The following is a 20,417-nucleotide window of genomic DNA, read 5'->3' as shown; positions in this document are numbered from 1 at the left end:
GTCAGTGCTTCCGTCCGTCCTCGTCGGCGAGCGCGGCCTCGTACTCGTCGTTCAGCGACCGGGCCAGCGGGTCCAGGCGGTTGGTCGAGAAGCGGCTGTAGAGCCAGGCCAGGAAGAAGGTCGTCACGAACTGCAGGAGCCCGAAGACCAGGGCGACGTTGACGTTGCCGACGACGTCCTTGCTCATGAAGCCGGGCGCCCAGTTCGACATGACGACGTAGAGCATGTACCAGGTCAGGAACGCGACCGTGGCGGGGAAGACGAACCCGCGGTAGCGCCGTCGCAGCTCGACGAAGTCCGGTTCGGCGGCCAGCCGGTCGTAGACCGGGTCACGCCGCGACGCGTGGGTGTGGCTGGGATGGGTCACGGTGGTCCTCTTCCTGCCGATGTGCCGATGTGATGGGCGTCACCGTAGGAGCGGGAGCCGGGCGCGCCGAGACGTACGCCGGCGGCGATCGGCGGACGGCGGCTCTGCGTCGCCCAATGGTCGGGTGGGCGCGACGAACGGTCGTTGCGGGGGAGGTTCGTCCGCTGGTCAGCCGCGGCCGAGGTCGAGGTCCTCCGGCGCGTGCAGCCGGACGAGGAACCTCGCTGCGCCGCGCGGGACGCGGGCGGCGGTCGCCAGGGAGGTCGCCACCATCACTCCGAGCGCCAGCGGCACCGTCCAGGCCGCGGGCTGAGCCATCAGGGTGTCGAGCCAGCCGGTCGGATCGGGAGTCGCGAGGGTCCACCCGATCGCGACCCCGCACGCGACGCCGCCGACCAGCATCCCGGCGACCGCACCGACGTCGGTCAGCCGTCGCCACCAGATGCCGAGCAGCAGGAGCGGGCAGAAGGTCGATGCGGCCATGGCGAACGCGAGCCCCACCGTCCGGGCCACCCCGACGTCCGGTGCGGCGAGCGCGACCAGGCACGGGACGGTCACCGCGACCACGGCCGCCACCCGGAACGCCGGGACCCCGCCGAGCCGGCGACCGCCCGGGACCCGCCCGATCAGGTCCTGGCCGAGCACGCCGGCGACCGCGATCGCGAGCCCCGAGGAGGTCGACAGGAACGCGGCGAACGCTCCCGCGGCCACCAGCCCGGTCAGGACCTCGCCCAGCGGTCCGCCGACCATCAGGCGGGGCAGCTCCAGCACCACCGTGTCCGAGCGGCCGGTCGCCGCCAGCTGCGGGGCGTAGATGCGCCCGAGGGCGCCGTACACGGGCGGGATGAGGTAGAAGACGCCGAGCAGCACGATCACCACGAGGGTCGTCCGGCGAGCCGCGCGGCCGTCCGGGTTGGTGTAGTAGCGCACCACCACGTGCGGCAGCCCCATCGTGCCGAGGAAGGTGGCCACGATGAGCGAGTACGTCAGGTAGAGGCCCTCACCGCCGCCGGTGGCGAGCGGCGCCGACCACTCCTCGCCGCCCGGGACGGCCGGCCGGCCGTCGCCCGACCAGACCGCGAGCAGCACCATGGCGGGGACCAGCAGCGCGGTGAGCTTCAGCCAGTACTGGAACGCCTGGACGAAGGTGATGCTGCGCATGCCACCGGAGGTGACGTTGGCGAGGACGACCACGCCGATCAGCACCGGCCCCACCCAGGTCGGGGCTCCGGTCGTCGAGCGCAGCGTGATGCCGGCGCCCTGGAACTGGGGGAGCAGGTAGATCCAGCCGATCGTGACGACCATGAGCGAGCACACGGCTCGGACCCCGGGAGAGCCGAGCCGGGCCTCGGCGAAATCCGGCAGCGTGTAGGCGCCCGAGCGTCGCAACGGCGCGGCGACCAGGACGAGCAGGACGAGGTAGCCGGCCGTCCAGCCGACGGGGTACCAGAGCATGTCGGCGCCGAAGGTCAGCACCAGCCCGGCGACGCCGAGGAACGACGCCGCCGAGAGGTACTCGCCGCCGATGGCGCTGGCGTTGAGCCCGGGGCGCACCGTGCGGGAGGCGACGAAGAAGTCGCTGGTGGTGCGAGACAGCCGCAGCCCCCACGAGCCGATGACCAGGGTCGCGACCGTCACCAGCGTCACCGCGACGATGCCGGGTGCGGCGTTCATGCGTCGCCCCCGTCGTGGTCGGCGAGGAGGTCGGCGAAGTCGCGCTCGTTGCGCTCGGCGCGCCGGACGAACGCCCAGCCGAGTCCGAGCAGGACCGGGTAGACCCCGACGGCCAGCAGGAGCCACGGCACCGGCAGGCCGAGGAGCTGCCGGGACGCGAGGCCCGGTGCCACGTGGAACAGCAGCGGCAGCGAGCCGACGAGCAGCACCAGCACCACGACGACGACGGCCGCGAGCCGCAGCTGCTCGCGCAGTAGCGAGCCGAGGAAGACGCCGCCGACTCGGGTGCCGGGGTCCAGGTCGGCGGACCGGGCCACCGGCGTACGACGCCGCGGCGGGCCGGTGACGCGCACGCGCTCGGGCGGCTTGCCGGCGCCCTCCTGCGTCATGGGGCCGTCCGGTGGCGCAGCAGCAGGTCGCGCAGCTCGCGGGTGTGCCGGCGGCTGACGACCAGCTCGACCGGAGCCGGGCCGACCATCACCGTGCAGCGGCCACCGTCCATCCGGACCTCGCGGACGTGGGCCAGCGACACCAGCAGGGACCGGTGGATCCGGACGAACCCCGCGTCGGCCCACTCCGCCTCGAGCGTCGCGAGCGGGGACCGGACGAGGTAGGAGTCGGCCGCGGTGTGCAGCCGGGCGTAGTCGCCCTGGGCCTCGACGTGGGTGATGTCCGCGCGGCTGATGAAGCGGGTCACGCCGCCCCGCTCGACCGCCACCTCGGTGTCGCGGGTCGGCAGCGGCTCGGCGCCGACCGCGCGTCGTACTGCCTCGGCGAGCCGTTCGGCACGCACCGGCTTGAGGACGTAGTCGACGGCGTGCACGTCGAAGGCATCGACCGCGTGGCCCTCGTGCGCGGTCACGAAGACGAACCGCGGCGGCTGCTTGAACCGGGACAGCACCTGGGCCAGCTCGATGCCCGTCAGTCCCGGCATCTGCACGTCGAGGAAGACCACGTCGACGTCGGCCTCCTGGAGGATCCGCAGGCCGTCCGTCGCGGAGTCGCTGGTGAGCACGTCACCGACCCGAGGGTCCTGGGAGAGCAGGAACGCCAGCTCGTCGAGGGCCGGTCGCTCGTCGTCCACGAGGAGGACGCGCAGCGGCGGCGACGCCGTCATGCGCGGACCCCCGGCGCGAACTTGGGCACCCGGACGACCACCTTGGTGCCGGCCCCCGTGTTCGTCTCGACCACCAGCCCGAAGTCGTCGCCGTACGCGTTGCGCAGGCGGGCGTCCACGTTGCCGAGGCCGATCGAGTCCAGGGTCGGGTCGCCGGCGAGCGCGCGACGCACGATCTCGGGATCCTCGCCGGACCCGTCGTCCTCGACCTCGATGACGCACTCCTGGCCGCGGTCGCGGGCGATGATCTGGATGTGACCGCCCTCGGCGCCCTCCAGACCGTGCCGGACGGCGTTCTCGACGAGCGGCTGCACGCAGAGGAACGGTACGGCGACCGGCAGCACCTCGGGCGCGATCCGCAGTGTCACGCGCAGCCGGTCGCCGAACCGCGCCTGCTCGAGCAGGAGGTACTGCTCCACCGACCGCAGCTCCTCCGCCAGCGTCGTGAACTCGCCGTGGCGCCGGAAGGAGTAGCGGGTGAAGTCGGCGAACTCCAGCAGCAGGTCGCGCGCCCGGTCGGGGTCGGTGCGCACGAAGCTCGCGATCGCCCCGAGCGCGTTGTAGATGAAGTGCGGGCTGATCTGGGCGCGCAGGGCACGCACCTCCGCCTCCATCAGCCGGGTCCGGCTGGCGTCGAGCTCGGCGAGCTCGAGCTGTCCGCTGACCCACAGGGCCACCTCGTCCGCGGCACGGACGAGGCCGGCCGAGGTGTAGGACGTGAAGATCTGCAGAGTGCCGACGACGCGCTCGTCCACGACGAGGGGGCTGGCGATGGCGGTGCGCAGGTCGCACCCGGTGACGTCGCACGGCAGGTCCGCCCGGTCGAACACGCGGGTGGTGCCGCTCTCCACGGTCGCGACGGCGAGCTTGGCCGTCTGCTCCTCGTGGTGCTGACCGTCGCCGTGCCAGGCGAGCAGCGCGGCGGTGTCGGTCAGGGCCAGCGCGGGCGTGCCGAGCAGGTCGTGCAGGTGGCGGATGCTGCGCAGGGCACTGACCGGGTTGAGGCCGGTCCGCAGCGCGGGGGACGCCAGCGACGCGCTGTGGAGCGTCCGGAAGGTCGTCCGGTCGGCCTCCGTGCCGAGGTGCCGGCGTCGCCAGGGCCGCGTCATGCGGGACATCGTGGCCCGGCGGGCGGCTCAGCGGAAGTCGATCAGCAGGACGTCGGCGTCCGAGCCGTCGTCGGACACCGGCTCCTCCGCGGTGGTCGCGTGGTCCGCAGGCGTCGGCTCCGGACGGTCCAGCACGGTCGCCCGGTAGCAGCGGGCGAGATAGGGCAGCTGCATTCCGTCCATGCCGCGGCCGTAGTCGTCGTAGAAGGCGAGGACCTCGGCCAGCTTGGCCGCGCGGTCCGGCTCGTCGAGCACCGCGACGTTGGACCGCGACAGCACCAGCTCCTGGATCGACACCCGGTCGACGGCCTGCCAGTGCCGGAACGCCTGCTCCTCCACGAAGCCGAAGTGCGAGGAGGCCACCAGCGGCGACTCGGACTCCTGCTGCTCCTGACGACCGATGATCGTCCCGAGCCGCCGCACCCAGGGGATCTTCTCGTCCCGCCAGTTCCAGACGAGGGCCAGGCGGCCGCCTGGCTTGAGCACCCGCGCGATCTCCGGGAGGGCGCGGTCGTGGTCGAACCAGTGGAACGCCTGCGCGGCCACCACGACGTCGTACGACGCGTCGGCCGCCGGGACCTCCTCGGCGCCGCAGACCGACGTGCGCACGTCGGGCAACCGCTCGTGCAGCCGGGCGAGCATCTGCTCGTCGGGATCGGTGGCGTGCACGTCGTGCCCCAGACCCACGAGCACCTCGGTGAGCTTGCCGGTGCCGGCTCCGAGCTCCAGCACCGTCGTGGGCTGGTCGCCGGTCAGCCAGGCCGCGGCCTCGCGGGGGTAGGTCGGCCGGGCCCGGTCGTAGGCGTCGGCCACGCTGCCGAAGGAGCGGGAGGGATCGGTCATCGAGGTCACCGTACCCGCCGATACGGTGGGATCCCGTGAGCCCAGACCCGTTGTCCCGCCTGGCGTCCCTCGAGGGCGTGCCGTCGGCGTACGCCGCCGCCCGCGACGGCATCGACGCCCTCCTGCGCGACCGGGGACTGCGCCGCACCTCACCCGAGACGACCGCCGAGTCGCTCCTGCTGGGGGCGCACGCGAGCGGTGTCCTCGAGGGGTCGGTCTCGACGCTCGAGGAGGTGCGATCGGGATCCTGTGACGAGGTGGCGCAGGACGCCGTCCGGGTCTCGACCGAGCTGCTCGGCCTCGCCCCCACCCTGTCCCGAACGCCCCTGCAGGCGCTGGCCCGGATCCACGTGCTCGCCGCGGCCGACCTGCCCGAGCCGCAGCGTGGCCGGCCGCGGGATGCCTCCGCCGCGCAGCGCCTGCGCGGCGTGGGCGAGCTACTGACCGGCTCGGCCGACGTGCCCGCCCTCCTCGTAGCCGCGGTGGTGCACGCCGAGCTGGCGACGGCGGCCGCGTTCGCCTCCCACAACGGCATCGTCGCGCGGGCCGCCGAGCGGCTGGTCCTCGTCGCCCGCGGCGTCGACGAGAAGTCGCTCACCGTCCCCGAGGCCGGCCACCTCGCGCTGCGCCCGGCGTACGAGTCCAACCTGCGCGGGTACGCCGAGGGTGGGGCGGCCGGCGTGCACGCCTGGCTGCTCTACGCGGCCGAGGCCTACGCCGCCGGCGCCGAGGCGAGCCCGGTGCGGCGGGCCGGGTAGGGCTGTGGCCGCCGGTGGGTCGCAGTTTCATCACGGTCTGTTGGTGAGCCTGCACTTCCCGTGGTGGGCATGGCGTGGGAGGTGTGGGTTCGTCTGCATCCCTTGATGAACCTGGGACGGGTGGGCTGGGTCGACGCCGTGCTCGTCCGTGGTGCCGTGCCGCCGCAGCTTCATCATGGTCTGTTGGTGAGCCTGCACTTCCCGTGGTGGGCATGCCGTGGGAGGTGCGGTTTCGCCTGCATCCCTTGATGAACCTGGGGGTCGTGAGGACGCGGGCTGACCGCACCCAGGTCGCCTTCCGTCTCGCCGGGTTCCGAGACGCGCCGTCGCGACCTCCTTCTTCGGTCGCGGGCGCTCCTCAACCTCCTCGCACGACGCGAGCCCGCTCCTTCGTCGCGGCCTCGCTGCGCTCGGACATGCGAACGGCACCCGGCGTGTCGAGTCGTTGGTCCGGGTGCCGTCGCTGACACGTGAGTCCGTGGGCTACCAGGCGTGCATCATCAACTACTGCCGCGGGATTCTCCCGGCTCGGCAAGCGCCCTGTAGGAAGGGTAGATCGCCGCGTGGGTACCCGGCTCACGTGCTGCTGTTGAGTTCTGAGTCCTGTCTACGCCTGTTCCGCCGCACCTTCAAGGGTTGACATTTCGGGCGCGGGAGCGATCGGTCCGGGGCCGTCAGGCGTCGAGCCGGCGCCGCCGGCTGGCCCACAGCACCCCACCGACGGCCACCACGCCACCCACCGCGATCGCGGCCAGCGTCGGACCCGCGGGCGGCAGCGGCACCCGGGCGCGCAGCGCGACCGGCCGGGTGAACACCAGGACCGGCCAGCCCCGCTCCGTCGCGGTCCGGCGCAGCTCCTTGTCCGGGTTGACGGCGTACGCGTGGCCGACGGACTCGAGCATCGGGACGTCGGTCACCGAGTCGCTGTAGCCGTAGCTGTCCTCGAGCACGTAGCCACGCAGCGCGGCGAGCTCCTCGATGGCGCGGGCCTTCTCCTCCGCATAGGCGTAGTACTCGATGCCGCCGGTGTAGCGGCCGTCCTCGATCTCCATGCGGGTCGCGATCACGTGGTCGGCGCCGAGCATCTCCGCGATCGGCTCGACCACCTCGGCCCCGGACGCCGACACGATGACGACGTCACGGCCGGCGAGGTGGTGCTCCTCGATGAGCGAGACGGCCTCGTCGTACACGAGCGGGTCGACGACGTTGTGGAGGGTGTCGGCGACGATCTCCCGCACGGTGGCGACGTCCCAGCCGGCGCACAGCTGCGACATGAACTGCCGCATCTTCTCCATCTGGTCGTGGTCGGCACCGCCGACGAGGTAGACGAACTGGGCGTACGCCGACCGCAGCACGGCGCGCCGCGAGATCAGGCCGCCCGCCTGGAACGGCTTGCTGAACGCGAGCGTGCTCGACTTCGCGATGACCGTCTTGTCGAGGTCGAAGAAGGCCGCTGTCGGCCGGTGCGCCATGGGTCCATGGTAGGCGCCCGCAGGCCAGTTGCCCTCCACAGCGACGCTCCGGACCCCCTTGCCCACAAGGGCACTCGGTCCGCGCTGCGGATGTCCGGACCCGTGGGGAGCATGCTCGCCATGACTGCACCACTCCTCATCACCCGTGACCAGGCTCTGCTCGACGAGCTGCTCCGACTCGCGGCGGCAGCCGGCGTGACCCCGGACGTGGCGCCCGACGGAGGGGCCGCGCTCCGCGGCTGGCCCGCGGCCCCGGTCGTGCTCGTCGGGGCCGACGTCGCCGAGGACCTCGCTCGGCTCTCACCGGCCCGCCGTCGACGGGTGTACGTCGTCGCGTGGGGCGCGGTGCCCGACCAGATGTTCCGCGTGGCGATGGCGGTGGGCGCCGAGAGCGTCGCCCAGCTGCCCCGGTCCGAGGGCTGGTTGACCGAGCTGCTCACCGACCTCGCGGACGGTGGGGACGGTCCGGCCAGGGAGGGACTGCTGCTCGGCGTCCTCGGTGGCAGCGGCGGCGCCGGCGCGACGACGTTCGCGTGCGCGCTCGGGCAGGTGGCCGGCCGGCACCGGCGGGCCGTGGTCGTGGACGCCGACCCACTCGGTCCCGGTGTCGACCGGGTCCTGGGTCTCGAGGGTCGCGACGGCGTCCGCTGGGACGGTCTGTGCGACGCCACCGGCCGGTTGAGCGCCCGGGCCCTGCGCGAGGCGCTGCCCCGCCGCGACGCCCTCGCGGTGCTCACCTGGCGCGCGGGCCGGACCGGCTCGCTGCAGGCCTTCGCCGTCCGCGAGGTGCTCTCCGCCGCGCGGCGCGGCCACGAGGTGGTGGTGGTGGACCTGCCGCGCACCTCGGACCCGGTGGTCGACGAGGTCGCGGCCCGGTGCGACCGGCTGCTGGTCGTCGTCGTGCCGACCGTGGCGGGTGTCGCCTCCGCGGCACGGACCTGCGCCCGGCTCGGCGACGCGTCGCGGGTCCGCCTGGTCGTGCGGGGCAGTGGTGTGGACACCACGGCCGTCGCTCGCGCCACCGGGGTGCCGGTGCTCGCCCGGATGGCCGACCAGCGTGGACTGGGTGAGGCCATCGACCTCGGCCTGGGCCCGGTCCGCTCCCGTCGTGGGGCGCTGGGTCGGGCCGCCGCCGAGGTCCTCGACCAGCTGACGCTGCTGCAGGCGGAGGCCGCATGAGCATCGACGCCGGCGTGATGGTGGACGACCTCGAGGCGGTGCGGGACCGGTTGGCGCGCAGCCCCGGTGAGCTCACGCCGCACCGGGTGGCGGAGGCGCTGCGCGAGAGCGGCCGGCCGGTGGGAGACGCGGCGGTGCTCGCCGTCTACGAGATGCTGCGCCGCGACGTCGTGGGCGCGGGCCCGCTGGAGCCGCTGCTGCGCACCCCGGGAGTGACCGACGTCCTGGTCAACGGCGCCGACCGGGTCTACCTCGATCGGGGGGCGGGTCTGGAGCTGACGTCCGTGCGCTTCCCGGGCGAGGAGGCGGTGCGGCGGCTCGCGCAGCGCCTGGCCGCCCTGGCCGGCCGCCGCCTGGACGACGCGACACCGTACGCGGACCTGCGCCTGCCCGACGGCACCCGGTTCCACGCGGTCCTCGCGCCGCTCGCCCGTCCGGGCACCGTCATCTCGCTCCGCGTGCCGCGGGCGCGGATGTTCTCGGTGCCCGAGCTGGTGGCGGCGGGGATGCTGACCGCGGACATCGCGCCGGTCGTGGAGGCGGTGGTCGCCGCTCGCCTGGCGTTCCTGGTCTCCGGGGGGACCGGCACCGGCAAGACGACGCTGCTCGCGGCGCTGTTGTCCCGGGTCGCCCCGGAGGAGCGGCTGGTCCTGGTCGAGGACGCGAGCGAGCTGCGTCCCGACCACCCGCACGTGGTCGCACTGGAGGGCCGGCCGCCGAACATCGAGGGGGCGGGGGGCGTCGACGTCCGGACGCTGGTCCGGCAGGCGCTGCGGATGCGCCCGGACCGGCTGGTCGTCGGTGAGGTGCGCGGCGCCGAGGTGGTCGACCTGCTGGCCGCCCTCAACACCGGCCACGAGGGCGGCTGCGGGACCCTGCACGCGAACTCGGCGCTCGATGTGCCGGCCCGGGTCGAGGCGCTGGCCCTCGCGGCCGGCCTCGGTCGGGAGGCGGCGCACAGCCAGCTCGCCTCGGCCGTCGACGTCGTGCTCCGCCTGACCCGGGGCGACGACGGCGTCCGCCGGCTGCGCCAGGTCGCCGTGCCGGGCCGGGGCGCCGACGGCCTGGTGGTGATGGCCTCCGCGATCGACGTCGACGCTCGGGGCGCCGCGGTGCCCGGGCCCGGCGCCGGTGCGCTCGCGCGGCGGCTCGACCGGTGACCGCCCTGTCCGCCCTGTCCGCGCTGTGCGCCGCGGCGGCCGTGTGGCTGTGGGGACGGCCGCCGGCGCGGCTGTCCGCGCCGTCCTCACCACGTCCGCTCCTGCTGGTCGTGCCAGCCGCCGTCACCGTCGCAGCGGTGGTGCCGCGCTTCGGGGCGCTCGTGGCCGTGCTCGGCGCCGGTGCCCTGGGCGGGCTGGCCCTGTGGCGTCGCCGCCGGGCCCGGCAGGAGGCGGCTGGGGTCGCGCTCCGGGTCCTGGAGACCTGCGAGCTGCTCGCCGGCGAGCTCGCGGCGGGCCGGCCGCCCGGCGTCGCGCTGGACCGGGCCGCCGCGGACTGGCGTGCGCTGGCGCCGGTGGCGGAGGCGTTCCGGGTGGGGGCCGACGTGCCGGACGCCTGGCGCGCGGTGGGCGCCGACCTCTCCGGGGCCGCGGACCTCCGGGTGGTCGCGGCGGCGTGGCAGGTCGCCCACCGGACCGGACAGGGTCTCTCGTCGGCCGTGGAACGGGTGGCGTCGGGCCTGCGCGCCGCAGCCGCGACCCGGCGCCTCGTGGAGGGCGAGCTCGCCTCGGCGCGCGCGACGGCCCGCCTGGTGGCGGGCCTGCCGGTGCTCGCCCTGCTGATGGGGTCCGGTGCCGGGGGCGACCCGTGGGGGTTCCTGCTGCGCACGCCGGGCGGGCTGGCCTGCCTCGCCGGCGGCATCACCTTCGGGCTCGCCGGGCTCTGGTGGATCGAGGCCATCGCGGCCGAGGTCGAGGCCCGGTCATGACCTGGCTCCCGGTCCTGTGCGCCGCCGCGGCGGCGGCCCTCGCCGTCCCGGTCCGGCCCGCCCTGATCGATCGTCCGACCGTCGCGGCGTCGGTGCCGCCGCCGGCGGCAGGCTGGCTGCACCGCCACCGGCTGCTGTGGAGCGCCCTGGCGGGCCTGGGGGCGTTCCTGTTCCTGGAGGGTGGGGTCGCTCCCGTCGCCGCCGTCGGTGTGTCGGCCGTCGTCTGGGCGACGATCGGCCGGGCCGAGCCCGCCGGGGTCCGTCGTCGCCGGGCGGAGGTGCGCCGCGACCTCCCGCACGTCGTCGAGCTGTTCGCGGCCACCCTGCGCGCCGGGTCCGCGCCCGCAGAGGGGGTCGCGGTCGTGGTGGCGGCGCTGCCCGGTGCTGCGGCCGACCGGCTCGGCGCCGTCGCGGCCCGCCTGGCGATCGGCCTCGACCCGGGACAGGTCTGGGAGGGGCTCGCCGCGGACCCCGAGCTCGGCCGGCTCGGGCGCGCCCTGGCCCGGGCCCAGGCGTCCGGTGCCCCGGTGGTGGCGACCGTCGAGCGGCTGGCCGACGAGCTCGCCGAGGCGGGTCGGGCCGAGACCGAGGAGCGGGCGCGAGCGGTCGGGGTCAAGGCCGCCCTGCCGCTCGGTCTGTGCCTGCTGCCCGCCTTCGTCCTGGTCGGGATCGTGCCCCTGGTGGTCGCCCTGCTCTCAGCCCTCGACCTCGGTGGGTGAGGGTGGCGGTGCGGCGCCCGGTGGTGGCACCGGCGAGCGGGTGCGTTCGACGAGGTCGTGCTCCTCCTCGGGGTCCAGCTCGACCGACGCCATCGCGAGCAGGGCCCGCAGTGGCATCGAGCCGGCGAGACGCAGCAGGGACTCGTCCGGGGCGTCGATCCCGGCGGACCGGGCGCGGTCGGTGACCAGCTGCAGGAGCACCTCGGAGCCGAGCGGGTGGTCAAGCCACGCTCCGACCGGCGACTCGAGGTCGAGCAGGTCGGCACGGTCCGGCATCTCGAGCACCAGCGTGTCCATCAGGCGCGGATCGCGCGACGAGGCGCCGACGACCACGTCGTAGGCGCCGGGGCGCACCACCCAGTCCCGGTGGCGGGACTCCCACGCGGCGAAGTCGCGCTCCTCGAGCTCCAGGACGACCTCGGCGGATCGTCCGGGCTCCAGGCGCACCTTGCGGTAGCCGCGGAGCTCCTGCGCCGGCCGGTCCACCCGGGGGTCCTGCGGCCGCAGGTAGAGCTGGGCGACCTCGGACCCCACGCGGTCACCGGTGTTGGTGACGGTGCAGCGCACCGTGGCCTCCGCGCGGGTCGGGTCGGGCACCTCGACGACCAGGTCGGAGTAGGCGAAGGTCGTGTAGCCCAGCCCGTGGCCGAAGGGGTGTGCCACCTCGCGGTCCAGGGCGTCGTACCCGCGGTAGCCGACGTAGAGGCGCTCGCCGTAGAGCACCCGCTCCCCGTCCCCGGTGAGATTGAGGTACGCCGGGTGGTCGGCGAGACGGACGGGGACGGTCTCGGGGAGCCGGCCGCGGGGGTCGTCGAGTCCGAACAGCAGGTCCGCGCAGGCCGCCGGACCGGCCTGCCCCGGCAGCCACATCTCCAGCAGCGCCGCCGCCGGACCGTCGAGCGCGGCCGTGGCCACGATGCCGCCGTTGAACAGGCAGACGACCGGCCGGTGCCCGGCCGCGGCGAGCGCCTCGACGACGGCCAGCTGCCCCGCAGGGAGGTCGATGCCGGTGCGGTCGGTGCCCTCGGTGTCCGCGTCGGGGAGGCCCAGCACGACCACCACGTCGGTCGCCGTCGCGGCGGCTCCCACCGCCTCGTCCACCAGCGCCGGGTCTGCCGCGTCCTGGGCGCGGTCGTAGCCCCGCACCCAGGTGACCTGCCGCTCCCCGGCGGCGCGGCGGACCTCGGTCAGGAGGTCCTCCTCGCGCGTCGGCACGACCCGCGAGCTGCCACCACCCTGCAGGGGCGGCTGGGCGACCAGGTCGCCCACGACCAGCACCGTGCCACCGGCGCGGGCGAGGGGGAGGGCGCCGTCGTTGGTGAGGAGCACGGCACCCTCGACCGCCACGCGCCGCGCGAGCTCGTGGTGGGCCGACCAGTCCGGCTCGAGGGCCTCCGGCGCGGCGGCGGCCGCACGGCTGAGGGCGGCGATCCGGCCCACGGCTCGCTGCAGCGAGCCGAGGGACAGCCGGCCCTCGGCCACCGCGGTGCCGATCCGCGCCGCGGTGGCGGCGTTGTGCGGCATCTCCAGGTCGAGCCCGGCCTCGACGGCCGCGACGGGGTCGGGCACGCCGCCCCAGTCGGAGACCACGAGCCCGTCGAACCCCCACTCGCCGCGCAGCACGTCGGTGAGGAGCCAGCGGTGCTGGGAGCAGTGGACACCGTTGACCGCGTTGTAGGCCGTCATCACCACCCGTGGCCGCCCGAGCGTGACGGCCCGCTCGAAGCCGGCCAGGTAGATCTCGCGCAGGGTCCGCTCGTCGACCTCGGCGCTGACGGCCATCCGGTCGGTCTCCTGGTTGTTGGCCGCGAAGTGCTTCAGGCACGCCGCGGTCCCGGTCGACTGCACGCCGACCACCTGGGCGGCGGCGAGGTCCCCGCTGAGCCGCGGGTCCTCGGAGAAGTACTCGAAGTTGCGGCCGCAGGTGGGGATCCGCTTGACGTTGAGCCCTGGGCCGAGCAGCACGTCGACCCCGTGCCACCGGGCCTCGCCCCCGAGCGCGACACCGACCTCCCGGACCAGGTCGGGGTTCCACGAGGCGCCGGCGCTCGCGGCGGTCGGGAAGCAGGTCGCGGGCAGGGAGTCGAAGATGCCGAGGTGGTCGGCGGAGTCCTGCTGCCGGCGCACGCCGTGCGGTCCGTCGGTGAGGACGACCGGCTCGATCCCGAGCGACGGTGCCGCCGCCGTCGACCAGAAGTCGGCGCCGGTCACCAGCAGCGCGAGCTCCGCGGGGTCCGCCGCTCCCGCTCCGCTCCCGCTCGTGTCGTTGGTGCTGCCGTCCATGCCGGCCACCTCCCTGTCGGCGATCCGTGCCGCAGCCTAGGGCCGCGCCACGGTGGGCGGACGCGGATTCGCGGTCGCCGTCCGGCCCGGTCACCGTGCACCGTGCCCCGTGCCGACCGGCCACTCCACAGCGGTGGGCGGACTCCGGGCGGGACGTCCGCGCGGTCGCGCAGGGTGGCCGGGTCGGTCGCACCCGCGACCGGGAAACGGAGCGCTCCATGACCCTTCACCTCGTCCCCGTCCGCCGCGACCAGCGGGGCATCACCACCGCCGAGTACGCCGTCGGCACGGCCGCCGGCGCCGGCCTCGCCGGGCTGCTCTACAAGCTGCTCACCGGAGGCTTCGGCGACCAGCTGCTCAAGACCCTGTTCGACCACGTGCTCGGCCTGCTGGGCATCGGATGACCCAGCCCGACGGGCAGCCGCCGCCCGAGGAGCGGGGGGCCGCGACGGCCGAGCTCGTCATGGTGCTCCCGCTCCTCGTGGCGGTGACCATCGGGCTGGTCTGGCTGCTCGCCGTGGGGTCGGCCCAGGTGCGGGCGGTGGACGCGGCGCGCGAGACGGCCCGGGCGGTCGCCCGCGGTGACGCAGCCGGGGAGGCGGTCGCCCGCGGCCGTCAGGTCGCGCCACCGGGGAGCCGGATCAGCGTCCACGACGACGGTGGCCAGGTCACCGCCGTCGTCGTGGGCCAGGTGGCGGGCCCAGGCGGCCTGTTCGGTCGGCTCCCGGGGGTGACCGTGTCCGCCGAGGCGGTCGCGGCGACGGAGGAGCAGGCGCCGTGAGGACCTGCGGGCGGCCCCGCCCGGGCGGCGGCCCCGAGCGTGGCTCGGCGACCCTGTTCGCGATCTCCTGCCTCGGGGTGCTCCTGCTGGTGGGAGCGGCGCTCGGTGTGGTCGCGGCGATGGTCCACGCCCACCGCTCGGCGCAGTCAGCGGCCGACCTCGCGGCGCTCGCGGCGGCGGACGCCGTCGGGTCCGGTCGCGACGCGTGCACAGCGGCCGGGACGATCGCGGGAGCCAACGGAGCCCTGCTGACCGGGTGCGCCCTCGAGGGTCGCGACGTCGTCGTCGACGTGACCGTGCCGGGTCCGCACTGGCTGGGTCAGGTCGCGGACCTCTCCGCCGAGGCCCGGGCCGGCCCGGCCTGACCGCTGCTCAGACCGAGCGGTCGTCCCGGTCGGCGTCGCCGTCGCGCTGCTCGGCCTCCCGCTGCTCCAGCTTCTCCGACAGCTCGCCCAGGCGCTTGCTCTCGCGGCGCTGACGCAGGGTCCGCTTGGTGCCCCATTTGGAGAACCCGAACCCCCAGAGGATCGCGAGGCCGGCGCCGAGGCCGACGAAGAACATCGCCGTCGCGCTGATGTCGGTGCCGAGCAGCTCGACGGTGCCGTGTGCGGTGAAGAGCGCGGCCACGATCGCGATCGCGCCGAGCGCCATGAGGATCAGACCGAGGACGACCATGGTCGGAGGGTAGGGCGTGGACCGCGGCGGGGGGAAGCGCCGCCCCCGACGCTCCACCTGGTCGGCTACCCGTCGAGGAGGACGTCGAGGAGTCGGGCGGCCCCCGCCTTGTCGAGCGGGTTGTTCTGGTTGCCGCACTTGGGTGACTGGATGCACGACGGGCAGCCCTCGTCGCAGCCGCAGGACACGATGGTGTCGCGGGTCGCGGTCAGCCACTCCCGGGCCGCGCGGAACCCGCGCTCGGCGAAGCCGGCACCCCCGGGGTGGCCGTCGTGGACGAAGACGGTCAGCCGGCCGGTGTCGGGGTGGACCGCGGTCGAGACGCCGCCGATGTCCCACCGGTCGCAGGTCGCGAAGAGCGGCAGCAGCCCGATGGAGCAGTGCTCGGCGGCATGCGCCGCCCCCGGCAGGTCGTGGGCCGTGAGCCCGCCCTCGGCGAGCGCGTCGTCGGGCACCGTCCACCACACTGCCGCGGTGCGCAGCGAGCGGACGGGCAGGTCGAGCGGCTCCTCGCCGAGGACCTCGCCGCCCGGCTGGCGGCGCTTGAGGAACGACACGACCTGGTGCGACACGTCGACATCGCCGAACGAGAGCCGGCACCCGCCCCAGTCGGCGTGCTCGCGCTCGCGCACGATCGCGATGTCGGTCACCTCGCGCGCCGACGTCGAGTAGCCGGGGTCGGTGCGCTCGATCTCCGCGACGTGCTCGTCGAGGTCGAGCGACCGGACCAGCCAGGTCTCGCCGCGATGGACGTAGACCGCGCCGGCGTGGGCGGTGCCGTGGGCGCTGGACGCGTCGACCGTGCCCACCACCCGCCCGGTCCCGGCCTCGACCAGCTGCACCGGCGCGCCGCCGGTCGACCGGATGTCCGCGAGGTCGCTGGCCCTGCGACGGTCGGTCCAGAACCAGCCGCGCGGGCGGCGGCGCAGCAGTCCGCCGGCGGTCAGCGCGTCGAGCACGTCCGGCGCGGTCGGACCGAACAGCGGCAGGTCGGCCTCGGTGAGCGGTGCCTCGTGCGCCGCGGCGCACAGGTGCGGACCGAGCACGTGGGGGTTGGAGGGGTCGAAGACGGTCGCCTCCACCGGGCGTCCGAGCAGGGCGTCGGGGTGGCTCACCAGGTAGGTGTCCAGCGGGTCGTCCCGCGCCACGAGCACCCCGAGCGCGTCCTGCGCGCCCCGCCCCGCGCGGCCGACCTGCTGCCACAGGGCGGCCCGGGTGCCGGGGAAGCCGGCCATCAAGACGGCGTCCAGGCCGCTGATGTCGATGCCCAGCTCCAGGGCGTTGGTGGCGGCCAGCCCGGTCAGCTCTCCGCGCCGCAGCGCCTCCTCGATCGCCCGGCGCTCCTCGGGCAGGTAGCCGCCCCGGTAGGACGCCACCCGGGCGGGAAGTGACGGGTCCACCTCGGCCAGCAGGTCCGCGGCCGTCATCGCGACCTGCTCGGCGCCCCGGCGCGACCGGACGAACGCGAGCGTGCGGACGTCCTCGGCGACCAGGTCCGCGAGGAGGTCGGCGGTCTCCGACGACGCGGCCCGGCGGACCGGGGCGCCGTTCTCGCCGGTGAACGAGGTGAACGGGGGCTCCCAGAGCACGAGCGAGACCTCGCCGCGCGGCGAGCCGTCGGCGGTCACCGGGAGGACGTCGAGACCGGTGAGCCGGGACGCGAACACCTCCGGCTCGGCCACGGTCGCGGACGCCAGGACGAAGGTCGGGTACGCGCCGTGCAGCGCGCAGACCCGCCGGAGGCGGCGCAGCACGTGGGCGACGTGGGCGCCGAAGATCCCGCGGTAGTGGTGGCACTCGTCGACCACGACGTAGCGCAGCGACCCGAGGAACGCCGACCAGCGGGCGTGCCCGGGCAGCAGCGACCGGTGGAGCATGTCGGGGTTGGTGAGGACGTACTCGGCGTGGTCGCGCGCCCAGTCCCGCTGCTCGCGCGGGCTGTCGCCGTCGTGGGTCGTGACCCGGACGTCCACCCCGAGGGCGGTGATGCCGGCCAGCTGGTCCTGCGCGAGCGCCTTGGTGGGCGCCAGGTAGAGCACGGTGGCGCCCCGCTGGCCGCGGACCCCCCGGGAGGCCCGGACCTCGGAGAGGGCGGGCAGCTGGTAGCCCAGGCTCTTGCCGGAGGCCGTGCCGGTCGCCATCACGACGTGCTGACCGTGGTGGGCGGCCTCCGCCGCGACCGCCTGGTGCTCCCAGGGCCGGACCACGCCGCGGGAGCCGAACCCGGCCACGACCTCGGGGTCGGCCCAGTCGGGCCAGTCGGCCTGCCGGGCCGCCCGGGGCGGGAGCACCTCGAGGTGGCGCAGCCGGTCCTCGCGCCCGGGGACCGCCGCCAGCCGCTCGACCACGCCGGCCACGCCGGGGGAGCGGGAGCCGAGCATCGAGGTCACCTCCGCATTGTCGCCGACGGGGCCGACACCGGCGCCGGCCAGGCTGCGGACCGCCACCCACACGGGTGACCTCGGGGCGGGGCGCCCGGCGTCCTGGGGCGGAGGGCGTAGCCTGGGCCGGGCTCGCCCCCCGGTCGTCGGCACGACGATGTGTGCGTCCGACGGTGCGAGCGTGGTTACATTGTGCAGGCCGGATGCCGGGGTCGACGCCGCGGCAGGACCGGGAACCGACCAGCGGCACCGGGAGACATAGGTGGACCTGACTCTGACGACGCGCGAGGCGGGCGGCAAGACCGTCGTCGCCGTCGGGGGCGAGATCGACGTCTACACGGCCCCCAAGCTGCGCGACAAGATCACCGAGCTGGTCGCTGACGGCGTCTACGACATCGTCATCGACATGGAGGAGGTCGAGTTCCTCGACTCCACCGGTCTCGGCGTCCTCGTCGGCGGCCTGAAGAAGGTCCGCGCCCACGACGGCTCGCTCCAGCTGGTCTGCAACCAGGACCGGTTGCTGAAGATCTTCCGGATCACCGGCCTGGCGAAGGTGTTCGTCATCCACGACTCCGCCGACGCCGCGCTCGCCGGCAGCTGAGCCGCGCCGGACCAGCACCCACCGACCAGCCGTCACCCGACCCACCGGGCCCGTCGTCGTACGACGACGGGCCCGTCGCCGTTCTCGTCCCGGCTCGGCGGCCGACGCGCCGGTGTGCGTCAGGTCACACCTCCGTGTCGGTGGGCGGTGCACCATGCGTAGACTCCGGCGCGTCCGTGAGGTGGATCACTCACCCGCTCACCAGTCACTCCCAGGAGGAACCGCATGACGGGGATCGTTCCCGCAGTCGTGGACGTCTCCGGTGGCAACCTCGTCCTGGTCATCGTCGTCGCACTGATCGCGCTGGGCGCGCTCGCGATGGCGGCGATGTTCCGCCAGGAGGTTCTTGCTGCCGGTGAGGGCACCGACAACATGAAGAACATCGCGCAGGCCGTGCAGGAAGGCGCGAACGCCTACCTGCAGCGGCAGTTCCGGACCTTGGCGATCTTCGCCGCCGTGGCGTTCTTCCTGCTGCTCGCCCTGCCCGCCGACGACACCACCGTGCGGATCTTCCGCTCGGTCTTCTTCCTGGTCGGGGCCGGCTTCTCGGCCGCCGTGGGCTATCTCGGCATGAACCTCGCCGTGCGCGCCAACCTCCGGGTCGCCGCCGCCGCGCAGGCCGAGGGTCGCAACCCCGCCATGAAGATCGGCTTCCGCACCGGCGCCATGGTCGGGATGCTCACGGTCGGTCTGGGCCTGCTCGGCGCCAGCGTCGTGGTGCTGCTCTTCCAGCACGACGCCCCGGCCGTGCTCGAGGGCTTCGGCTTCGGTGCCGCGCTGCTCGCGATGTTCATGCGGGTCGGCGGCGGCATCTTCACCAAGGCCGCCGACGTCGGTGCCGACCTGGTCGGCAAGGTCGAGCAGCACATCCCCGAGGACGACCCGCGCAACGCGGCGACCATCGCCGACAACGTGGGCGACAACGTGGGCGACTGCGCCGGCATGGCGGCCGACCTGTTCGAGTCGTACGCCGTCACCCTGGTCGCGGCGCTGATCCTCGGCTCGCAGGCCTTCGGCGACAAGGGACTGGTCTTCCCGCTGCTGATCCCGGCCATCGGTGCCCTCACCGCGGTGCTCGGCGTCTACCTCTGCCGTCCGAAGACCGGCGAGAACGGCCTGACCACCATCAACCGGGCGTTCTACATCTCCGCCGCCGTCGGTGCGGTCGCGAGCGTCGTGCTGTCGTTCGTCTACCTGCCCGGCAGCTTCGGCGACCTGGCCAACTCCTCGGTCACCTCCGACTCCGACCCGCGTGTGATCGCGTCGCTGGCGGTCGTGATCGGCATCGTGCTGGCCTCGATCATCCTCAGCCTCACCGGCTACTTCACCGGCACCGACCACCGTCCGGTCAAGGACGTCGGCCAGACGTCGCTGACCGGTGCGGCCACGGTGATCCTCTCCGGCCTCTCGGTCGGCTTCGAGTCCGCGGTCTACACGGCGCTGGTGATCGGCGCGGCCGTCTTCGGCGCGTTCCTCATCGGCGGCGGCTCCGTCGCGATCGCGCTGTTCGCGGTGGCGCTGGCGGGCTGCGGCCTGCTCACCACGGTCGGCGTCATCGTCGCGATGGACACGTTCGGACCGGTGTCCGACAACGCCCAGGGCATCGCCGAGATGTCCGGGGACGTCGACGCCGCCGGCGCGCAGATCCTCACCGAGCTCGACGCGGTGGGCAACACGACCAAGGCCATCACCAAGGGCATCGCGATCGCGACCGCGGTGCTGGCGGCGAGCGCGCTGTTCGGCTCGTACGTCGACGGCGTCTCGCAGTCCCTGCGCGACGTGCGGATGACCGAGAAGCCCAGCGAGCTCACCCAGCTGGCGTTCAGCTTCGACATCTCCTTCCCCAACGTCCTGGTCGGCGCGCTGCTCGGTGCCGCCGCGGTGTTCCTGTTCTCCGGCCTGGCGATCAACGCCGTCGGCCGGGCGGCGGGCGCGGTGGTCTTCGAGGTGCGGCGCCAGTTCCGCGAGATCCCCGGGATCATGGAGGGCACCGGTCGTCCCGAGTACGGCCGCGTCGTCGACATCGTGACGAAGGACTCGCTGCGCGAGCTCGCGACGCCTGGCCTGCTGGCCGTGCTCGCCCCGATCGCCGTCGGCTTCGGACTCGGGGTCGGCCCGCTGGCCGGCTTCCTGGCCGGCGCGATCGCGACCGGCACGCTGATGGCGGTGTTCCTGGCCAACTCCGGTGGTGCCTGGGACAACGCCAAGAAGCTGGTCGAGGACGGCAACCACGGCGGCAAGGGCTCCCCGGCCCACGACGCCACCGTCATCGGTGACACCGTCGGCGACCCGTTCAAGGACACCGCCGGACCGGCGATCAACCCGCTGCTCAAGGTGATGAACCTGGTGTCGCTGCTGATCGTGTCGGCGATCGTCCAGCTCTCGGTGGGCGAGGACGCCAACACCCCGCTGCGGATCGTCATCGCCGTGGCCGCGTTCCTCGGGATCGTCGTGGCGGTCTACATCTCCAAGCGCCGCCCGGTGACGATCGACTCGGGTGACGTCGGCCAGGCCCCGCCGCCGCCCCCGCC

The 20,417-nt window shown here is 74.5% G+C and carries 20 protein-coding genes; 10 read left to right on the top strand and 10 right to left on the bottom strand.

The genetic code is table 11. From position 1 onward, the window contains the following. Window position 1: 1 nt before the first annotated feature. The 6 genes from ACILRH_RS22830 to ACILRH_RS22805 all read right to left on the bottom strand — a co-directional run bounded on the left by ACILRH_RS22830 (window position 2) and on the right by ACILRH_RS22805 (window position 5,110). Complete coding sequence (locus ACILRH_RS22830; RefSeq protein ID WP_395696377.1) at window positions 2-367, bottom strand: DUF485 domain-containing protein; 366 nt, start codon at window positions 365-367, stop codon at window positions 2-4. A gap of 168 nt (window positions 368-535) precedes the next feature. Next, window positions 536-2,041 carry a cation acetate symporter gene (locus tag ACILRH_RS22825; RefSeq protein WP_395696376.1) on the bottom strand — a complete coding sequence of 502 codons (1,506 nt, stop codon included), beginning with the start codon at window positions 2,039-2,041 and terminating at the stop codon, window positions 536-538. Beyond that, entirely contained in the window at window positions 2,038-2,430 is a 393-nt protein-coding gene (locus ACILRH_RS22820) for a hypothetical protein (RefSeq protein WP_395696375.1), read from the bottom strand. The genes ACILRH_RS22825 and ACILRH_RS22820 overlap by 4 nt, the downstream gene beginning before the upstream one ends. Next, window positions 2,427-3,158: a LytR/AlgR family response regulator transcription factor gene (locus tag ACILRH_RS22815; protein ID WP_395696374.1), complete on the bottom strand. Its 732-nt coding sequence runs from the start codon at window positions 3,156-3,158 to the stop codon at window positions 2,427-2,429. Before ACILRH_RS22815 ends, ACILRH_RS22820 begins: the two co-directional genes overlap by 4 nt. After that, complete coding sequence (locus ACILRH_RS22810; protein WP_395696373.1) at window positions 3,155-4,267, bottom strand: sensor histidine kinase; 1,113 nt, start codon at window positions 4,265-4,267, stop codon at window positions 3,155-3,157. Before ACILRH_RS22810 ends, ACILRH_RS22815 begins: the two co-directional genes overlap by 4 nt. Window positions 4,268-4,294: 27 nt before the next feature. Further along, on the bottom strand, window positions 4,295-5,110 hold the full coding sequence (locus ACILRH_RS22805; protein WP_395696372.1) for a class I SAM-dependent methyltransferase: 816 nt from the start codon (window positions 5,108-5,110) through the stop codon (window positions 4,295-4,297). 35 nt (window positions 5,111-5,145) lie between these two features. Here ACILRH_RS22805 and ACILRH_RS22800 point away from each other — a divergent pair, with 35 nt between their 5' ends. Next, entirely contained in the window at window positions 5,146-5,868 is a 723-nt protein-coding gene (locus tag ACILRH_RS22800) for an oxidoreductase (RefSeq protein WP_395696371.1), read from the top strand. 674 nt (window positions 5,869-6,542) lie between these two features. Here the strand turns inward: ACILRH_RS22800 and ACILRH_RS22795 are convergent. Next, on the bottom strand, window positions 6,543-7,340 hold the full coding sequence (locus tag ACILRH_RS22795) for an HAD family hydrolase (RefSeq protein ID WP_395696370.1): 798 nt from the start codon (window positions 7,338-7,340) through the stop codon (window positions 6,543-6,545). A 120-nt stretch (window positions 7,341-7,460) separates the two neighbouring features. On the opposite strand from ACILRH_RS22795, the gene ssd reads away from it, so the two are divergent. The 4 genes from ssd to ACILRH_RS22775 are packed head-to-tail and all read left to right on the top strand — an operon-like array spanning window position 7,461 to window position 11,165. Continuing rightward, window positions 7,461-8,519 (top strand): septum site-determining protein Ssd, encoded by a 1,059-nt coding sequence (gene ssd, locus ACILRH_RS22790; RefSeq protein WP_395696369.1) that lies wholly within the window; start codon window positions 7,461-7,463, stop codon window positions 8,517-8,519. Further along, window positions 8,516-9,679, top strand: a complete 1,164-nt coding sequence (locus tag ACILRH_RS22785) for a TadA family conjugal transfer-associated ATPase (protein WP_395696368.1) — start codon at window positions 8,516-8,518, stop codon at window positions 9,677-9,679. The genes ssd and ACILRH_RS22785 overlap by 4 nt, the downstream gene beginning before the upstream one ends. Further along, window positions 9,676-10,446: a type II secretion system F family protein gene (locus tag ACILRH_RS22780; RefSeq protein ID WP_395696367.1), complete on the top strand. Its 771-nt coding sequence runs from the start codon at window positions 9,676-9,678 to the stop codon at window positions 10,444-10,446. Before ACILRH_RS22785 ends, ACILRH_RS22780 begins: the two co-directional genes overlap by 4 nt. Continuing rightward, window positions 10,443-11,165, top strand: a complete 723-nt coding sequence (locus tag ACILRH_RS22775) for a type II secretion system F family protein (RefSeq protein WP_395696366.1) — start codon at window positions 10,443-10,445, stop codon at window positions 11,163-11,165. Before ACILRH_RS22780 ends, ACILRH_RS22775 begins: the two co-directional genes overlap by 4 nt. Here ACILRH_RS22775 and ACILRH_RS22770 read toward each other — a convergent pair. After that, window positions 11,142-13,448: a glycoside hydrolase family 3 N-terminal domain-containing protein gene (locus ACILRH_RS22770; protein ID WP_395696365.1), complete on the bottom strand. Its 2,307-nt coding sequence runs from the start codon at window positions 13,446-13,448 to the stop codon at window positions 11,142-11,144. The two genes, ACILRH_RS22775 and ACILRH_RS22770, sit on opposite strands and share 24 nt — an antisense overlap. 218 nt (window positions 13,449-13,666) lie before the next feature. Here ACILRH_RS22770 and ACILRH_RS22765 point away from each other — a divergent pair, with 218 nt between their 5' ends. From ACILRH_RS22765 to ACILRH_RS22755, 3 genes are read left to right on the top strand one after another with little or no spacing between them, the layout of a single operon-like run. Continuing rightward, window positions 13,667-13,852 carry a DUF4244 domain-containing protein gene (locus ACILRH_RS22765; RefSeq protein ID WP_395696364.1) on the top strand — a complete coding sequence of 62 codons (186 nt, stop codon included), beginning with the start codon at window positions 13,667-13,669 and terminating at the stop codon, window positions 13,850-13,852. Then, complete coding sequence (locus tag ACILRH_RS22760; protein ID WP_395696363.1) at window positions 13,849-14,229, top strand: TadE family type IV pilus minor pilin; 381 nt, start codon at window positions 13,849-13,851, stop codon at window positions 14,227-14,229. The genes ACILRH_RS22765 and ACILRH_RS22760 overlap by 4 nt, the downstream gene beginning before the upstream one ends. Further along, window positions 14,226-14,594, top strand: coding sequence for an Rv3654c family TadE-like protein (locus tag ACILRH_RS22755; protein WP_395696362.1), 369 nt, complete (start codon window positions 14,226-14,228; stop codon window positions 14,592-14,594). Before ACILRH_RS22760 ends, ACILRH_RS22755 begins: the two co-directional genes overlap by 4 nt. Before the next feature lie 7 nt (window positions 14,595-14,601). Here the strand turns inward: ACILRH_RS22755 and ACILRH_RS22750 are convergent, their stop codons facing one another. After that, window positions 14,602-14,904 (bottom strand): hypothetical protein, encoded by a 303-nt coding sequence (locus tag ACILRH_RS22750; protein ID WP_395696361.1) that lies wholly within the window; start codon window positions 14,902-14,904, stop codon window positions 14,602-14,604. Between the two features lie 65 nt (window positions 14,905-14,969). Then, window positions 14,970-17,285 carry a DEAD/DEAH box helicase gene (locus ACILRH_RS22745; RefSeq protein ID WP_395696407.1) on the bottom strand — a complete coding sequence of 772 codons (2,316 nt, stop codon included), beginning with the start codon at window positions 17,283-17,285 and terminating at the stop codon, window positions 14,970-14,972. Window positions 17,286-17,547: 262 nt separating this feature from the next. Between ACILRH_RS22745 and ACILRH_RS22740 the strand changes: the two genes are divergently transcribed. Together ACILRH_RS22740 and ACILRH_RS22735 are read left to right on the top strand one after the other, a co-directional pair. Beyond that, window positions 17,548-17,886, top strand: coding sequence for an STAS domain-containing protein (locus tag ACILRH_RS22740; protein ID WP_395696360.1), 339 nt, complete (start codon window positions 17,548-17,550; stop codon window positions 17,884-17,886). A 225-nt stretch (window positions 17,887-18,111) separates the two neighbouring features. Continuing rightward, the coding region (locus tag ACILRH_RS22735; RefSeq protein WP_395696359.1) for a sodium-translocating pyrophosphatase at window positions 18,112-20,417 on the top strand (2,306 nt) is incomplete at its 3' end.

It is taken from the genome of Nocardioides sp., from assembly GCF_044226765.1.
Classification (GTDB): domain Bacteria; phylum Actinomycetota; class Actinomycetes; order Propionibacteriales; family Nocardioidaceae; genus Nocardioides.
This window is presented reverse-complemented; position numbering and strand designations above follow the sequence as displayed.

Excerpts from the sequence above, each read along its gene's own strand:
- ACILRH_RS22825 (WP_395696376.1), bottom strand. The coding sequence starts at position 2,041 with ATGAACGCCGCACCCGGCATCGTCGCGGTGACGCTGGTGACGGTCGCG.
- ACILRH_RS22820 (WP_395696375.1), bottom strand. The coding sequence starts at position 2,430 with ATGACGCAGGAGGGCGCCGGCAAGCCGCCCGAGCGCGTGCGCGTCACC.
- ACILRH_RS22815 (WP_395696374.1), bottom strand. The coding sequence starts at position 3,158 with ATGACGGCGTCGCCGCCGCTGCGCGTCCTCCTCGTGGACGACGAGCGA.
- ACILRH_RS22810 (WP_395696373.1), bottom strand. The coding sequence starts at position 4,267 with ATGACGCGGCCCTGGCGACGCCGGCACCTCGGCACGGAGGCCGACCGG.
- ACILRH_RS22805 (WP_395696372.1), bottom strand. The coding sequence starts at position 5,110 with ATGACCGATCCCTCCCGCTCCTTCGGCAGCGTGGCCGACGCCTACGAC.
- ACILRH_RS22795 (WP_395696370.1), bottom strand. The coding sequence starts at position 7,340 with ATGGCGCACCGGCCGACAGCGGCCTTCTTCGACCTCGACAAGACGGTC.
- ssd (WP_395696369.1), top strand. The coding sequence starts at position 7,461 with ATGACTGCACCACTCCTCATCACCCGTGACCAGGCTCTGCTCGACGAG.
- ACILRH_RS22785 (WP_395696368.1), top strand. The coding sequence starts at position 8,516 with ATGAGCATCGACGCCGGCGTGATGGTGGACGACCTCGAGGCGGTGCGG.
- ACILRH_RS22775 (WP_395696366.1), top strand. The coding sequence starts at position 10,443 with ATGACCTGGCTCCCGGTCCTGTGCGCCGCCGCGGCGGCGGCCCTCGCC.
- ACILRH_RS22770 (WP_395696365.1), bottom strand. The coding sequence starts at position 13,448 with ATGGACGGCAGCACCAACGACACGAGCGGGAGCGGAGCGGGAGCGGCG.
- ACILRH_RS22765 (WP_395696364.1), top strand. The coding sequence starts at position 13,667 with ATGACCCTTCACCTCGTCCCCGTCCGCCGCGACCAGCGGGGCATCACC.
- ACILRH_RS22760 (WP_395696363.1), top strand. The coding sequence starts at position 13,849 with ATGACCCAGCCCGACGGGCAGCCGCCGCCCGAGGAGCGGGGGGCCGCG.
- ACILRH_RS22750 (WP_395696361.1), bottom strand. The coding sequence starts at position 14,904 with ATGGTCGTCCTCGGTCTGATCCTCATGGCGCTCGGCGCGATCGCGATC.
- ACILRH_RS22745 (WP_395696407.1), bottom strand. The coding sequence starts at position 17,285 with ATGCTCGGCTCCCGCTCCCCCGGCGTGGCCGGCGTGGTCGAGCGGCTG.